Origin of the sequence: Foetidibacter luteolus, from assembly GCF_009650435.1 — a bacterium.
In the GTDB taxonomy this organism is placed as follows: domain Bacteria; phylum Bacteroidota; class Bacteroidia; order Chitinophagales; family Chitinophagaceae; genus Foetidibacter; species Foetidibacter luteolus.
This window is the reverse complement of sequence record NZ_VVIP01000003.1, coordinates 174618-190530: the sequence shown is the minus strand read 5'-3', so window position 1 is coordinate 190530 and position 15913 is coordinate 174618. Positions and strand designations below refer to the sequence as shown.

At 44.2% G+C, this 15913-nt stretch carries 11 protein-coding genes; 4 read left to right on the top strand and 7 right to left on the bottom strand.

What is annotated here, in order from left to right:
* Positions 1-129 precede the first annotated feature (129 nt).
* The 4 genes from F0364_RS00895 (at position 130) to F0364_RS00880 (ending at position 6663) form a co-directional block, all read left to right on the top strand.
* A complete protein-coding gene (locus F0364_RS00895; protein ID WP_153795855.1) occupies positions 130-2583 on the top strand; it encodes an FtsX-like permease family protein in 2454 nt (817 codons plus the stop codon).
* Between the two features lie 213 nt (positions 2584-2796).
* Complete coding sequence (locus tag F0364_RS00890) at positions 2797-5223, top strand: ABC transporter permease (protein ID WP_207632448.1); 2427 nt, start codon at positions 2797-2799, stop codon at positions 5221-5223.
* Positions 5224-5296: 73 nt separating this feature from the next.
* On the top strand, positions 5297-5893 hold the full coding sequence (locus tag F0364_RS00885; RefSeq protein ID WP_153795853.1) for a hypothetical protein: 597 nt from the start codon (positions 5297-5299) through the stop codon (positions 5891-5893).
* Positions 5893-6663, top strand: a complete 771-nt coding sequence (locus tag F0364_RS00880; protein ID WP_153795852.1) for a CPBP family intramembrane glutamic endopeptidase — start codon at positions 5893-5895, stop codon at positions 6661-6663. Before F0364_RS00885 ends, F0364_RS00880 begins: the two co-directional genes overlap by 1 nt.
* Positions 6664-6906: 243 nt before the next feature.
* Here the strand turns inward: F0364_RS00880 and F0364_RS00875 are convergent, their stop codons facing one another.
* From F0364_RS00875 to porX, 7 genes are all read right to left on the bottom strand, one after another.
* The gene (locus F0364_RS00875; protein WP_153795851.1) at positions 6907-7206 is read right to left on the bottom strand and encodes a type II toxin-antitoxin system RelE/ParE family toxin; all 300 of its coding nucleotides are present in this window, start codon (positions 7204-7206) and stop codon (positions 6907-6909) included.
* Positions 7199-7450 (bottom strand): type II toxin-antitoxin system ParD family antitoxin, encoded by a 252-nt coding sequence (locus tag F0364_RS00870; protein WP_153795850.1) that lies wholly within the window; start codon positions 7448-7450, stop codon positions 7199-7201. The genes F0364_RS00875 and F0364_RS00870 overlap by 8 nt, the downstream gene beginning before the upstream one ends.
* Positions 7451-7691: 241 nt before the next feature.
* On the bottom strand, positions 7692-8237 hold the full coding sequence (locus tag F0364_RS00865; protein WP_153795849.1) for a hypothetical protein: 546 nt from the start codon (positions 8235-8237) through the stop codon (positions 7692-7694).
* Positions 8238-8379: 142 nt separating this feature from the next.
* Entirely contained in the window at positions 8380-8913 is a 534-nt protein-coding gene (locus tag F0364_RS00860; protein ID WP_153795848.1) for a DUF1877 family protein, read from the bottom strand.
* A gap of 365 nt (positions 8914-9278) precedes the next feature.
* Entirely contained in the window at positions 9279-10691 is a 1413-nt protein-coding gene (locus tag F0364_RS00855; protein WP_153795847.1) for a SusD/RagB family nutrient-binding outer membrane lipoprotein, read from the bottom strand.
* Positions 10692-10714: 23 nt separating this feature from the next.
* Complete coding sequence (locus F0364_RS00850) at positions 10715-13729, bottom strand: SusC/RagA family TonB-linked outer membrane protein (protein ID WP_153795846.1); 3015 nt, start codon at positions 13727-13729, stop codon at positions 10715-10717.
* Positions 13730-14178: 449 nt separating this feature from the next.
* The gene (gene porX, locus F0364_RS00845) at positions 14179-15738 is read right to left on the bottom strand and encodes a T9SS response regulator signal transducer PorX (RefSeq protein WP_153795845.1); all 1560 of its coding nucleotides are present in this window, start codon (positions 15736-15738) and stop codon (positions 14179-14181) included.
* Between the last annotated feature and the right edge of the window lie 175 nt (positions 15739-15913).

Sequence of the window (15913 nt, the reverse complement as noted above, 5' to 3'; positions counted from 1 at the left end):
CAGCAATCATAATCCGGGCTGAAAAGATGCTTAATAAACAGAACGATGAAGAGTGGTAGTATTTGATGATTGGGTATATCATGGATAATAACCACAAAAACCGGTTTTTTTAAAATAACGCTTAAGCACATGTTTAAAAACTACATCACCATCGCGTTGCGCACACTTTGGAAAAATAAGCTGTTTACAGCCATCAATATCCTGGGCCTTGCCATTGGCATAAGCGCATCGCTGGTTATTTTTTTGCTGGTGCGGTACGACTTTAGTTTTGATAAGTTCCATACCGGTGGAGACCGCATTTACCGCATCGTGTCAAAGTTTGATTTTGGTGGTGAATCCTTTTACAACTCCGGTGTTACTTACCCCTTGGGCCCGGCAGTAAAAAATGAAGTAACCGGCCTGGAAGAAGTAGCCGCTTTCAGCACATGGGACAATGACATAAAAATAAGCGTTCCGGTTAAAGCATCCCCCACACCGGTGCATTACAAGAAGCAGAAAAACATTGTTTTTGCAGATGCGCATTACTTTAACCTGGTTAACTACACCTGGGTGGCAGGCTCTGCAGGTTCCTCTTTACAAAAGCCTTACCAGGCAGTACTTGCAGAAGAAGCCCTGCACAAATATTTTCCGGGCGTTACCGCCGCGGATGCCATTGGCCGTGAACTTATTTTTAACGACACGGTACGCACCAATATAACCGGCATAGTAAAAGATATTACAGCCAATACAGATTTTACATTTACCGTTTTTATTGCAAAAGCCACACTGGAAAATACCAGCTTAAAGCCGGATAGTTACCATGCCTGGGATAACACCACTTCTAACTCGCAATTGTTTATTAAACTTTCCGCAGGTACAGATACCGCCAAGATAAACCGTCAGCTTGCCGGTATTTATCTTAAATACAATAAGCCCAAACCTGAAGAAAAAGCCAGGGTACCTTACTTGCTTCAACCATTAAGCGACGTGCATTTTAACAACTATTACGGTGCTTTTGATAACAGGCTGGCACATAAACCTACGCTGTACGGCTTACTGGCTGTAGCGGCTTTCTTATTGCTGCTGGGCTGTATTAATTTTATTAACCTTACCACGGCTTATGCAACACAACGGGCCAAAGAAATTGGCGTTCGCAAAACAATGGGCAGCTCTAAACTGCAACTGGTGGTGCAGTTTTTAAGCGAAACTTTTCTTGTTACGTTCATTGCCACATTACTGTCTGTTGCCATAACGCCTGTATTGTTAAAAGTGTTCTCGGATTTTGTTCCGGAAAAACTGCACTTCAGCCTTACCCAGCAACCGGTTTTGTTATTGTTTTTGCTCGGCGTAACGGTGGCGGTAACCCTGCTGTCCGGCATATATCCGGCCTTGGTTTTATCTGGCTATAAACCCGTGCTGGTATTAAAAAACCAGGTTTATGCCGGGTCTGGCAAAAGCCGCAACCTATGGCTGCGTAAAATATTAACCGTATCTCAGTTTGTGATAGCGCAGGTATTCATTATGGCCACCATACTGGTTGGCAAACAAATAAGTTATACACTTAATAAAGACCTTGGCTTTAAAAAAGATGCCATCGTTTATTTTCAAACCAATTATCATGATACGGTAAAAGCGCATAAAGCGGTGCTGGTGCAAAAGCTTAAAGCCATACCGGGCATTGCAATGATTAGCCTTTCCAATAACCCGGTAGCGGCCAACGGTACCTGGAGCAGCACCATGAAGTACAAAGACGGCAAAAAAGAAATAGAAACCAATGTACAGATGAAAATGGGCGATACCAATTATATAAAGCTGTATGGCCTTAAACTGCTCGCCGGCAAAAACCTGGAGCAGACAGATACCATCACGCAGTTTTTGATTAACGAAACGTATGCGCATATTCTTGGTTTTCAACAACCGGGGCAGGCAATTGGAAAATACATTGAATGGGATGACAAACCCATACCCATTACGGGTGTTGTAGCCAACTTTCACCAGCAGTCGCTGCATGCGCCCATTAAGCCCATCGCAATTGGCAGTTGGAGTGACCCCGAACGCACTTTTAACATTGCGCTGCAACCACAAAATGCAGAAGGTACGGCATGGAAAACCACCCTGGCCAAAATGGAAAAAGCATTTAACGAAGTTTACCCGGAGGATGATTTGGAATACAGCTTCCAGGATGAAACCATTGCCAAATATTACGCCAGCGAGCAAAAAATATCCGGCCTGCTTAAATGGGCCACAGGGCTTGCGGTATTCATCAGTTGCCTGGGTCTTTTGGGACTGGTAATTTATACCACCACACAGCGGGTTAAAGAAATTGGCGTTCGCAAAGTGCTGGGCGCAAGCATTGCCCAGCTTGTGGCGCTGATGTCAAAAGAGTTTATTTTACTGGTGCTGCTGGCATTTGTTATTGCAACACCGGTTGCCTGGTATGGTACCTATAAATGGCTGCAAAATTTCTCTTACCGTACAGAGCTAAGCTGGTGGATATTTTTATCCGGCGGTTTGCTCATGGTGGTAACCGCGCTTTGCACCATGGGATACCAAACCATTAAAGCAGCCATGGAAAACCCGGTAAAAAGTTTAAGGAGCGAGTAATTGACATACTGACAACAACAATTAATAGCAAGGGTTTTACCTATAACTTAGAAGTGGTTTAAATATAGCCATGAGGATTTTGTACAAAACTGAAGCCGCCATTATAACTGAACGATGAAGTGATTGCGACGCAACGAAGTCCCCATGAAAAACCGCTGCTGGTATCCAAATGAATGCTTTTTAAGCAGCTTCTTACAATCAATAACTTTATCTATGCTTCGAACATATTTTAAATTAACTATCAGGCACCTGTGGCAGCACAAACTGTATTCCGCCATTAATGTTTTTGGCCTTAGCGTTGCCATAGCCTGCATGCTGCTGGCGGTGCTTTACTGGCAGGATGAGCGGAGCTTCGATAATTTTCATAGTAACAACCCCCGCCTGTACCGCGTAACCACTACCATGGCAGACAGTAAAACAGGAGAATGGGTTACCAGTGGCGGCACGGGCCAGGTACAAGGCCCTGCATTTAAAAATGCTGTGCCGGAAGTTGAGCAATATACACGCCTGCTGGGTGGTGAGATATCCGGCGATGTAACCGCCAACAACAAAGCCCTGCATTTGCAGATGCTGTTTACAGATGAGAATTTCTTTAACCTGTTTACTTTCCAGGTACTAAAAGGCAACCCGCAAACAGCTTTAAACGACATTAGCTCCATAGTGCTTACAGAATCTGTGGCCCGTCGTTTTTTTAACAGCATTGATGTAATAGGAAAGCCCGTGAGCCTGACTGCTGACCCTTCAGCCAAACACCTGGGCAGGCCCATGCAGGTAACCGCGGTAGTAAAAGACCTGCCAAAGAATTCATCCATACAGTTTGAGGTGCTGATGCCGATGAAATTTTTCCAGCTATCTTTTGTTGATGACAACTGGTTAAACGCTTACCTGGGAACATTTGTGGTGCTGCACCCCAAAGCCGATGCAGCGGCCGTAGCCAAAAAATTTGACAAAGTATTTGCCACACACGCCAGGCAGCAGGTTGCCGAAAGTATAAAAACGTACAATTACGATCCCAAAATTCATTACGGCCTGCAGCAAATGACGGATATTCACCTGCAGCCATTTACCCAGCTTACAGGAAATACCGAAGGCGGTGTTATTAACGGCAGCAAACCGCTTTACTCGTACCTGTTTATGGGCATAGCCGTGTTTATCCTGCTAATGGCCTCGGTTAATTTTATCAACATCAGTATTGCCAATTCCCTTAAACGGGCGAAGGAAGTAGGCGTAAGAAAAATAACAGGTGGCTCCCGGCTGCAGATTATTGTGCAGTTTTTGGCTGAATCTGCCACCCTGTGCCTGGCCGCGTTTATTATTGCATCTGTATTAATGCAAACCGCGTTGCCTTTGTTTAATACCATTACCAGCAAGCAAATACTTCTGGAAGATGCTTTTAACATACAACTGGCAGGCTGGCTGGCAGCTATCCTGTTAATAATCATATTGCTTACAGGGTTTTACCCGGCTTACACATTATCCCGGTTGCAGCCGGCGGAAGTGTTATACAACAGGCAAAAGTTATCCGGCAGAAATTTATTTGGAAAAGGGCTGGTGGTATTTCAATTCTCCCTTGCCGTTTTTTTAATGATTGCCACTTTGGTATACCATCGCCAGATGCGCTTTATTGAGGTGAAAAACCTGGGCTATAACCCCAGCATGATAATCCGTACACATATTGGCGGCGACAGGGAGGTTCAGCCCATAACACGATATCTCAAAAACGAAGTGGGTAAAGACCCGGCATTAAAAATGATTTCGTTTGGTGGCGGGGAAAGTACTTACGAAGTAAAAATTGGCGACACAAAAATTGACGCCCTACACCAGGTAATAGATGAGAATTATTTACCTGCCCTTGAAATACCACTGAAGCTGGGCCGCAACCTATCGCCCCTGCAATACCCTTCAGACAGTTTTAACGCTGTTCTTGTTAATGAGGCCTTTGTAAAGGCCGCCGGCCTGCAGCAACCGTTGGGTACCCGCATAAAAACAGATGAGTATTTTGACAAGGAAACAAAAGTTATTGTGGGCGTGGTAAAGGATTATCATTTCGGGTCCCTACGGCAACCTATACAGCCCGCGGTTATGTTTATGAATAACTGGTATGGCGGCGGTATATGGGTTAAGCTGGATAAGGCCAGGCTGCAGCAGGGGCTCCGCTCATTTGAGCAGATATACAAAAAAGCAATTCCCGGCGCTGTGTACAGTTACCGCTTTTTGGATGAAATGAACGCCCGCCAGTATGAACAGGAGCGGCGCTGGCAAAAAATAATTACGGCCGCGGCAATTTTATCGGTGCTCATCTGCTGCCTGGGCCTGTTTGGGCTGGCGCATCTTTCCACACACCAGCGCACCAAGGAAATCGGCATCCGCAAAGTACTGGGCGCAACGGTAACGCAAATAGCAACACTTATTTCAACCAGCTTTTTAAAACTGGTGCTGCTGTCATTTCTTATTGCCGCGCCACTGGCATGGCTTATCATGAACCAATGGCTGCAGAACTTTGCCTACCGCATCAGCGTAGGCGCCGGAACCCTTATTGTATCAGCAGCGGCAGCGGTAATGGTTGCTTTGCTCGCCATAAGCTTCCAGGCGGTAAAAGCGGCTATTGCCAACCCGGTTAAAAGCCTGCGTACAGAGTAATTTTTCAACGCTGCTCCGCCGCTTAACCAAACAATCGAAACAATCAGTAAGTTGCAGCAAACTTTATCCTTACTTGAAAAAACAGTTTAATGTGGCCGATGCCATAAAAACACGTAAGCTGCAACCCATAGCCGGTAACAAAAACGCTGAAAACTGCATTTGCAGCAGGTGCCGCTCTATTAACCCTTTTCAACACTCTTTTTGCACCAATTGCGGCTGGCCCGTTCACGAAACGCAGGAGCTGCTGCAGCTTTACCATTTCCGGGACAAACACCGTAAGGATTTATTAAGGCAATACGCCACAGCCATCCTGCAGGCAAGGGTAATGCTGTATATTATTGGTGCGTTGTGCTTAAGCGGTATCGGCTTTTTACTTAGTGAGCGTGATGACAGGATTATCCTTTTCCTGCTCACCTTTATCATGGCCGTACTGTTTGTATTGCTGGCCCGGTGGAGCATAGACAAACCTTTTACCGCGCTAATGGTAAGCTTTGTTGTGGTAATAACGTTTTCAACCATATCGTTGCTTGCCAGCCTGCAGCAAACATTAACCACGCTAAATGGCGTTTACATGATTATGCTTACCATGATAGTGGTTTACTTTTTACTGCGCGGCACACAGGCAGCTTACAAAGCAGATTTAATTAACGAAGAACTGGAGATTACCTGATGACGGAACCATTACACCCTGCACATTTTACCTGCGATGAATGCGGAACAAAAGTAAAAGGCTACCAACGCTTTTGCCATCAATGCGGCGATTACCTGGGGTCCAGCGCGGAAGAGGTAAGCATATTCAACAACATTCACCTGCGCTCCGCTTTTTTATTTTACGGTATTTACCTGGCCATCTGCCTGCTGGTAAGGTCAACAGGCTGGTTTAACAGTTACGACAGGCTGTTCTGGATAGAAGTTCTGCTGGCAGCCATCACCCTGCTGTTTGTGCGTGCTAACAGAACAGCATTAAAGCCCCTGCTTAAGTTCAACAACTTTAACTGGTTGCTGCTGGTAGCCGTTATTGTATGTGCCGCCCTGTTTTCTTTTGTTGTTAATATCTCGGTAAGTGAATTGAACATATCGCTTTTCAGGCAGGAAAACAGCCTGTACGAGGGCTACGACATTTACCAGCTTGCCGTTCCCATCATGATTTACTCGGTTGCCCTTATGCCGGCCATCTTCGAAGAGCTTGCCTTCAGGGGCATACTATACAATTATTTAAGCAATATACTGGACGAACGCCTTGTAGTAATGATTACAGGTTTCGCTTTCGCCGCCATGCACCTAAGTTTTATATCGCTTGTGTGGCTTATACCCTTTGGCATTGCCATAGGCTGGCTGCGGCGCAGGTACCATACACTATGGTATGGCATCATCTTTCATTTTGTATTCAATCTTACCGCCTGCCTTATGGATTTGTACAGGGAAGGCATGCTCTGGTAACTAACAAAAAATACCTGCTAAAGCAGGCATTGATTCTGTGGTGGCCAGCGACGGAATTGCATGGCATCGGCGGTTGCGTCGCACTACGTTCATCGTTCGGTTCATTGGGCGGCTTTTTAGACCCGGTCAATGTTTTATCAAGTCAGAGACTTGATGCATAGGGCTGCGGAGGATGGAGACTTCGGAGAGCGGGGGAGCATGTATATATTTAGTGTTCCATCATAGCCCAATGCAGTTGAAGTTTTACTCCTGGATTCTATTTTTAAGATCCATTTGTGTATGCAATATTCTAGCTATTTCAACTGTATCGTGGCTTAGCCTTCTGTAGAAAAGTATGTGTTGTCCAGCCCTAAAACCTAAAATCTCAGCACTTATTTCCGGATAATTTTTGCCAGATACTTTGCCGTTCGCTAAATCCTGGCAAGTGTCTAAAAGCATAAAATAGTATTTGTCAGCCTGTTTCTCTGACCAGGTATCAACTGTATAGTCCCAAATTGCTGATAAATCTAAAACAGCTTTTTTAGTAAGTGTGTAACTAGCCATTTTTCCGTTTGGCAGCTTTTAATTTTTCAAGATGCTTTTTAGGGTCAAAGTTTCTGGCTACACCACTTTCTATGCCCTCAGTTATCGCTTTCTTTAGGTTTAGTATTTTAGCTTCTTCCTCTTCAAGAAGCCGAAGACCTGCCCTAATAACTTCACTGGCATTTTTAAACCTTCCTGTTGAAACTTTCTCATCAACAAAGTCTTCGAAATGATCGCCTAAGGAAATGGAGGTATTACGTCCCATTGTTTTAAATTTGGTTAAAGTTACCAAAAATTGGTAATTCTGAAAATTTTCAGGTGTTCAAAAAATCACAACCAATGTTCCGCATTGGCGAAGGGCGGATAGCTTTATCAAGCCAGAGATTGGATGCAAAGGGCTGCGGAGGATGGAGACTTGGCAGAGCGGCGATGCCAAACATCGATATTTATAGTTGAACGCTTAACTCCCTGTCACAGTTTAATTAATACACAGTTGTTCGTGTTTCTTATTCTCCAAACCACGCTTCACCTTTTATCTGCGGCAAAAAGCCCTCTTTAAAGTCATTTGCAGTCTTTTGAAGATATGTTTGTTCCAAATCTTGACTCTCCTTGCTTACGCAGATTGCCAAAAACCTAATATTGTTATCATCACTATAGGCAGTCGAAATGCTGGGTCTGTAGATGCATACATCAAACCCGTAATCATATGGATGATAACCGTTCCTTATTAAAATCAATCTGTCAATACCCTCATTTGTGTATCTTAATTCGTCCTTAATAATTGTTCCATTATCCTGTTGATTATACTTGTGTTGAGGTTGATTATACCCAAATTCTTCCACGAGGAAATTGAAATACTTTAAAGTATTTTGCTGGAAGTGTATTCTCTTAAGCTCAAAATTTTCGCTTCTCGCTTCTGGTGTCATTTCTTCATCACCATACGTAATTTTCTCATCATTATCGTTAGTTCCAAAACCTTTTTCACTCTTATTGTTATTCAGAAAGTAAGTAAGTATTAGAACAGCGATAACAAAAATTATAAGCCCTGTCATAAATGTATGGTTTTGAAATGGCCGTTAACGTTTCAGGGTTTAGCGAAGAATAAGACAAAGGCAGAAGCTGCATTTCGCTAGCCCTTTTTTTGTCAAAATCCATTTATTATACGCTGTTTTGCCCAGTTGCAATTGGATATTATTACCCAACAAAAACAATAATGAAGTCCTTTTCTATCTCTGCTTGTTTGATAATTGTTGCTAACTCTCTGAAGTCTTCAAGAATATGTCGCTCATTATAAACCAAGTCGAATGAATTATCATTGTGCCAAGCATATGGATAAATGTGATTGCCATTCAGCTCTGTCGCATCGTAGTTTGAGCGAATGTCTTCTAATGAAATATCTTTAAAGAAGTCGTTAAGGTTTGCAATTGTTAATGTGTCCAAATAAGGAATAAAAGAACCATTTTCATAAAATTCTAGTTGCTCCTCTGGAGTCAAAGCTTCCAACTCCTGTTCACCTATTGATTGTTTAGGATTGAATATCTGACTTACAAGCTCTGTTGTCGAATTGGTTTGTCCCTTAGATAAAATATATTCAAGTCCCATGAACGTACCATGAAACACTGTATAGCTTTTCGCTGAGGTTATGTCAAACCTTTGTCTGCTGCCAGATGTGTTTAACTGCTTAAACGTGTCTTGAGAAACTCTATAAAGTGTAGCTGATTGGCTCATTGTTGTGGTCGCTTTAAATAACCTGTAACGCTTACTTTACCGCAACCCCAATTTATAACCATTCGCAAACATTTACAAACACGTGTTTGAAACTTACAACTTTACGTGCTTACGTGGCATACACCCGGCTATGTATCTGGCGCCGGAGGCGGCAGATACATAGGCTATAAGGCGGGAAAAGCTGCGCAGCGTATCCAACAGCACAAGAGTGCGACGCAAGTAAAGCCCAATATATGTTCCTGCTGCCGGGCCCATAAAAATTGTCTTAAAAGCCGGAGGCTTTGGCCTGTTACACTATTGCCATTGCATAAAAAAAGAAGAAGGCCGGGGCCTTCTTCTGTATGTTTAAATGGTGCGATAAAAAATTACTGGGCATCCCACCATACACGCTCGTCCATTTTGGCGCCCTGCTGAGATTGTGGGTTGGAAGTAATTTCAATTTGCGGGTACAACAACCTCCTGGGGATACCGGATACCGTTGCTACTGCATTGGGTACACGGCTGATAACGGGAAAGCCGGTGCGGCGCCAGTCGTTCCAGTTTTCGAACGAGAGAAAGTTGGCAATAAACTTTTCTTCGATGATGCGCTGCAAGGCCATGCCTGCCGTTAATGTACCCCGCGCTGCCATATAATTTCTGGGGCCATCGCCGGTTAAATCGAGGCCGAGTTTCGTCATGTGCGATTCTACACCGGCCTTGTAAAATGGCTGGGCCGCGGTATAGCCCGATTTGATTAAAGTGGCTTCTGCCTTAAGGAACAATGCCTCAGAATAATTGAACACATAATTGGAAGAACCCGGCGCCCGGTAAAAATCTGAAGGCACGGAGTAATTCTGCAGGTTGCCCACATCAATGGTTCCTATGGCGCGGCCGGTATACAAACCGGTGTTTTGCGCAGGGGCTATCATTTTTTCAAGACGGGGATCGTTTCTTGTTTTTAAGGTATCTACAATAGAGGACGAAAGGATAAGTGTAGATACAGGATCGAACACCCAATACCATTGATTTTCTGTGCCGGAACCACCGGGGTATTTGTACTTAAGGTCATCGTCGTTAGATGTCATACCGTTTTCCAGGGCCTGCAGCGCAAGATCTGCCTGGGCGGTTGCGGTGTGGCCGGGTGCTTTGGTGAGGTGCATATAATACCTGGCTTTAAGCGTGTAGGCTAACTTTTTCCACTGGCCCATATCTCCTTCGTAAAAATTATCATCGCCGCCGGGTGTAAGGCCTGCATTTTTGCTGATATCCGCAATGCCCCTGTCAAGCAATGCCTGCACGCTGTCGTAGATAACTTCCTGGGAGTTATAAGTTGGCGTAAAATTATCGCCGCCCTGCAAGGCATCGGAATAAGGTACATCTCCCCACCAGTCTGAAGCGGTGGCCAGGCAAAAAGCCGACAATACTTTGGCTATACCGGCATAGTTATAATTGCCGCTTGCCTCGGCTTTTGCATTAAGGTTTTTAAGGTTGTTGAGGCAGGTAACGTAAACGGTATTCCAGTCTCCGTTAACGCTGCCGTTAACCAGCAGGTAAGTACCCTCGTTGGGCACAGGTTGGTTAAGGCAAACCACCTGCATGTAATGCTGTGCCAGTATGGGGGCAAATCCATCCCTGCCGGCCATAAGCTTGTGTGCAATGGTTAATTCAACCGGCGCCAATATCAACGCCTCCTGTACGTCGGTGGGGCGGTTGGGGTCGTTGTTTACATCAATGAATTTTCTGCACCCCGTACCCGCCAACAACGTAAGCAATGTGCCTATATATATGAGTTTTTTCATGACAATTTTTTGATTACGGTTAATTAGAAAGTGAGTTTTAAACTGAAATTAACGGAACGGGATGTGGGTGTGCCGAATGAATAAATACCCTGTGAACCGTTGGATGAACCGAAAGAGCTAACCTCAGGATCGGCGCCGGTAAAATGTGGACTGTAAATCCACAGGTTGCGGCCCGTAACACTGAGCGTAGCACTTTTAAACGGCGTTTTGGAAAGCAGGCTGCTGTTAAAATCGTAGCTGAGGTTTACATTGCGCAGTTTAATGTAAGTACCATCCTGTATAACGGCTTCTGTAATACCATTTATCCTCCTGTAATAATCCTGGGCTGTAACGGTGATATCGTTGGGTTTGCCATCAGAAGCTTTAATGCCTGCAATAATCCTGTCTTCCCTGTTTTCGGTTACTTTAGGCGTACCATAGAAATAACCGTAACCGTCCACATTGTTTTCTATATCGCCGCCTTTTTTCATATCAAAAAAGAAACTGAGGCTTAAAGGGCCATAACGGAATGTGTTGTTTAAGCCAGCCAGCCAGTCTGGCGTAATGTTACCAATCATGCCGTCTTCCACTTCCCTAAAGGGTAAGCCGGTAGCATCCACCAATAGCTGGCCATCTTCGGCACGGGCATATTTGCCACCCCATTTAACACCGTAAGGCTGGTCTACAATAATTTGTGTAAAGCCATTGCCCAACTGTGTCATATCCTTGTAAATGGAAAGCACCTTGTTGTTTATTTTGGTGAAGTTGAAAGTAACATCCCAGCTAAACTTCTTTGCCCTCACCGGGCTTACATTCAGCAAAACTTCTATGCCTTTGTTTTCCATTTCTGCGGAGTTAACCGTTGTACCTGTAAAACCGGTGGAAGGAGCGATAGATACGCCTGGAATAAGGCCATTGGTAGTTTTCTTGTTAAAGTAGGAAGCTTCTACACCGACACGGTTATTGAACAGCCTTGTTTCAAGACCAATTTCAAACTCGCCTATTTTTTCGTTCTTTAAATTCTGGTTGCCAAGGGTACCACTCATTAAAAACCCGTTTTGCCCGTTAAAGGGAAAGCTGATATTGCCTATGGTGGCCCTTTCGTATGGGGTAGCAAGCGAATATGCGCCAACCCCATCATTACCCACAACCGCATAAGACACCCGCAGTTTTGCCAGGTTGATGGAACGCTTCATATCCTCCGGTAACAGTTCAGAAAATATGAAACTGGCTGCCGCGGAACCATAAGGGTAAAAACTGTTATCCCTTGACAAAACGGATGAACCATCATAACGGCCGGTTAAGGAAAGCACCAGCAACCTGTTATAATCTACGTTGGCCTGGGCATAAAAGCCAACCTTGCGTGTGCGGTAGTATGCTTCAGAGGTAGTAATGGTTGATGCTATGCCAATATTGTCAAAATCCTGCACACTAAGGCCAAGGCCTGTTTGATCGTAGTATTGTGAATAAACAGAATACAGGTTATTACCCAGTAAGAGGTTTACATTAAACTTGCCAAATTCTTTGGTTGCGTTCACCATGAAATCATGGTTAAACTGGCGGAAGTTGATGTTACGTTGAATAATTCTGCCGGCTGGGGTGGCTATAGAACCCGGGGATTCACGGTATTTATCCTGCTCGGAGTAAATATCGGCACCTACCCTTTCCGTTAAGGTTAACCATTTAAACGGTGTGTAATTAACCGTCATTACCGGCACAAACCTGTTTACATCAGCCTTGTTATAAATGTTATCAACCACCCAATAAGGATTATTTCTTGAATACCGGAATACACGTTGCGTTCCGTCTTCATTTAGATAAGGCAGCGGGTTCCAGGTATAGGGCGCTGTAAGTACTGTCCATATAGGGCTCTCCAGCGTGTAACCTTCCGGCAACCTGTTATTGTGGGAGCTGACATAATTAAACTGGAAAGTGCTGGTTAAGTTCTTGTAGATTTTTGTGGTGTACTTGGTAAATATGGAATGCCTTTTATAGTCTGTTTTAGGTGTTGTTCCTTTTTGATCGAGGTATGAATAAGACATGAAGTAACTGGAAGCGTTTCCGCCACCGCTTACACTTACCGTGCTATTGCTGGTAATACCTGTTTTAAAGAACAGGTCTGCCTGGTTATAACGTTGTGCGGGTTTGCCATCAATTTTTAACGTATCAATCAACGGCCCCCAAACAGCACTTGTTTTTTGGTCTTCTCCATTAAAATAAACACCGCGTTCGCCCTGGCCGTACTTGGTTTGTATTTCCGGCAACAACGGCTTTTCAAAAGAAAAGTCCTGCGAAAAACTAAGGGTGGGCTTCCTGTTTTCTCCGCCGTTTTTGGTGGTGATCATTACAACACCCCTTGCGCCGGCAGAGCCATACAAAGCTGTTGCCGCGGCGCCTTTTAGCACGTTGATGTTTTCGATGATGGACGGGTCAATATCAGACAACCTGTTGGTGCCGGGCCCTGAGTTAAGATTGCCTGTTTCATCATTGTTGATGGGTACGCCATCCAATATGATCAGTGCCTGGTTATCTCCAAAAAATGAGGATGCGCCACGGATAACAATCCTGGATGAACTGCCAGGCGTACCTGAAGAGCTTGTTATCTGAACACCTGCCACTTTACCAGCCAGTGCATTTACCACATTGGGCTCTTTTGCCCTCAGCAACTCATCGCCTTTAACTTCCTGGGTGCTGTAGGTTAAGTTACGTTTCTCACGCTTTACACCCAATGCCGTTACAACCACATCAATTAACTGTTGTGTTGTTTTTGAAAGAACCACATCTAATGTTTCTTCTCCATTAATGGTTATTTCCTTATCAGCATACCCTAATGCTGATACCACCAATACACCTTTGCCTGTTGATGCGATGCTGAAAGTGCCATCGTCCCTGGTTATCACGCCGGTATTCCTGTCTTTAAATTTAACGGTGGCGCCGGAAACGGGTGTGCCGGTCTCTTCGGTAACCTTTCCTTTAAGGCTGCCGGTTTGAGCCTGCACGACAAAACAGAAAGCGCTGAACAAACAGGCCATAAAAAGCCTGGGGGTTCTTTGTTTCATAAGCAGAAGTTTTACATTTTAGATTAGTCAATAAAAAAATCCCTCTTAAAACAGTTTTGGCAATAGTTATACAGCCCGGCACTAAAGCGCCGGTTGTAAAATCGAAGAAATGTTCAGGTTGAAACTGGAGTTAAGCAGTAGCTACATGCTAAATCAAAATACGTATCAAACTTAGTACTTGTTGGCAAGCTTATGTTTATCCCTTTTATCAACTACTTTACAGATATTAACCTTAAAGATGGCACAAACGCGGTGCCGCTGTTAATAAAAGACAACTGTTGAAAAAAGAATTAAGCCTTGAGCCTAAAGTCCGGAGGTATATAAAAAGCTAAAAAACAGCTTCTGGAACTTTGCCGTTAATACGTTGCAAGCCTGCCGGGGTTACTTAAATAAAACAGGGATGGCATTTAATTTACCATCCCTGTTAAATACTTACAGAATATGTATGGCTATACCTTACTCACCATTTTTACCACAGGTACAATCATTTCTTCCAGGCTTACGCCGCCATGCTGAAAAGTGTTGCGGTAGTAGTTAACATAGTAATTGTAATTATTGGGATAACACAGGAAACCATCTTCCTTAGCGAATATGTAAGAGGAGTTTACGTTGGGCACCGGCAGGCCGGCTTCCCGGGGGTCCCGAAAAGCCAGTACTTCTTTTGGCTCGTAGTTTAAATTGCGGCCATGTTTGTAGCGCAGGTTAGTGGTAGTCTGCTTGTCGCCAATAACCTTGCAGGGTGTTTTTACTTTTACGCTGCCATGGTCTGTAGCGATGATGACATTGATTTTTTTGTCGGCTATCCTTTTCAATGCCTGGTGCAGCGGGCTATGCTCAAACCAGCTTTTGGTTATGCTGCGATAGCTTATTTCATCACTGGCCAGTTCTTTTAATACTTCCATCTCTGTACGGGCATGGCTAAGCATGTCTACAAAGTTGTAAATAATAATATTCAAATCGTTCTGCAACAGGTTGTGCATATTGTTAACCAATTGCTGCCCATCGCTGTGGTTAATAATTTTGGTGTAGCTGAATTTAATATCATCCCTCTTTAACCGCCTTAACTGGCCCCGGAAGAACTCCTCTTCATACAGGTTTTTGCCGCCTTCCTCATCATCATTTTTCCATTGTACAGGAAATTGCTTTTCTATATCCACAGGCAGCAGCCCGGCAAATATGGCGTTGCGGCAATACTGCGTTGCTGTGGGCAATATGCTGTAAAAAGTTTCTTCTTCCAGTATGCGGAAGCTTTCCGCGAAAATGGGTTCGATGGCTTTCCATTGGTCAAACCGGAGGTTATCCAGCACAATAAAAAAAGTAGGTATTTCCTTATCCACATGCGGCAGCACCTTAAACCTGAACAGGTTGTGGCTCATTACCGGCGCATCCTGCGATTTTGGGTGTACCCAGCCTGCGTAGTTACGGCTCACAAACTTGAAGAACTCTGTATTGGCCTCCTGCTTTTGGCTCTGCAATACTTCCTGCATTTCGGGACTATCGCTCTTTTCCATTTCCAGCTCCCAGTAAACCAGTTTTTTGTAAATATCCATCCACTCATTGTAATCAGGATTGCTGTTTAAAGCCATAAAAAGATTGCGGAACTGTTGCTGGTAGGCACTGGTGGTTTTCTCTGCCACCAGCCGTTTGTTGTCAATAATTTTTTTAAGGCTTAGCAGCACCTGGTTAGGGTTTACCGGCTTAATCAGGTAATCGGTTATCTGGCTGCCAATGGCATCATCCATCAGGTTTTCCGTTTCGTTCTTGGTTATTAGCACAACGGGTATGCGCTGGTTAACCTCTTTTATTTTGGCTAATGTTTCCAGGCCGGTAATACCGGGCATTGTCTCATCCAGCAAAACCACATCCACCGCATTTTCCTTTACATAATCTATGGCTTCAAAACCATTGTTAAGGGTTTGAATTTCATATCCCTTGTTTTCTAAGAATATTTTGTGCGATTGCAGGCTCTCTATCTCATCATCTACCCAGAGTATCTTTGCTAGTGCCATAGTGTCTTTGTTTGTTGTTGAATGTTTAAAGTTCCATGTTAAAGGGGATGACTGCAAATGAAAAAAAATATAAGGGCTGAAAAGCCGCCATGAAAAACCAACCGTACAAGTGTTCCAATCTTGCTGCTTCGCCACGCAAGATTGCTCAACAGGCGATGCCATGAAATGCTGTAGC

Excerpts from the sequence above, each read along its gene's own strand:
- F0364_RS00875 (WP_153795851.1), bottom strand. The coding sequence starts at position 7,206 with ATGGCTAGTTACACACTTACTAAAAAAGCTGTTTTAGATTTATCAGCA.
- porX (WP_153795845.1), bottom strand. The coding sequence starts at position 15,738 with ATGGCACTAGCAAAGATACTCTGGGTAGATGATGAGATAGAGAGCCTG.
- F0364_RS00860 (WP_153795848.1), bottom strand. The coding sequence starts at position 8,913 with ATGAGCCAATCAGCTACACTTTATAGAGTTTCTCAAGACACGTTTAAG.
- F0364_RS00895 (WP_153795855.1), top strand. The coding sequence starts at position 130 with ATGTTTAAAAACTACATCACCATCGCGTTGCGCACACTTTGGAAAAAT.
- F0364_RS00890 (WP_207632448.1), top strand. The coding sequence starts at position 2,797 with ATGCTTCGAACATATTTTAAATTAACTATCAGGCACCTGTGGCAGCAC.
- F0364_RS00850 (WP_153795846.1), bottom strand. The coding sequence starts at position 13,729 with ATGAAACAAAGAACCCCCAGGCTTTTTATGGCCTGTTTGTTCAGCGCT.
- F0364_RS00880 (WP_153795852.1), top strand. The coding sequence starts at position 5,893 with ATGACGGAACCATTACACCCTGCACATTTTACCTGCGATGAATGCGGA.
- F0364_RS00855 (WP_153795847.1), bottom strand. The coding sequence starts at position 10,691 with ATGAAAAAACTCATATATATAGGCACATTGCTTACGTTGTTGGCGGGT.
- F0364_RS00865 (WP_153795849.1), bottom strand. The coding sequence starts at position 8,237 with ATGACAGGGCTTATAATTTTTGTTATCGCTGTTCTAATACTTACTTAC.
- F0364_RS00870 (WP_153795850.1), bottom strand. The coding sequence starts at position 7,450 with ATGGGACGTAATACCTCCATTTCCTTAGGCGATCATTTCGAAGACTTT.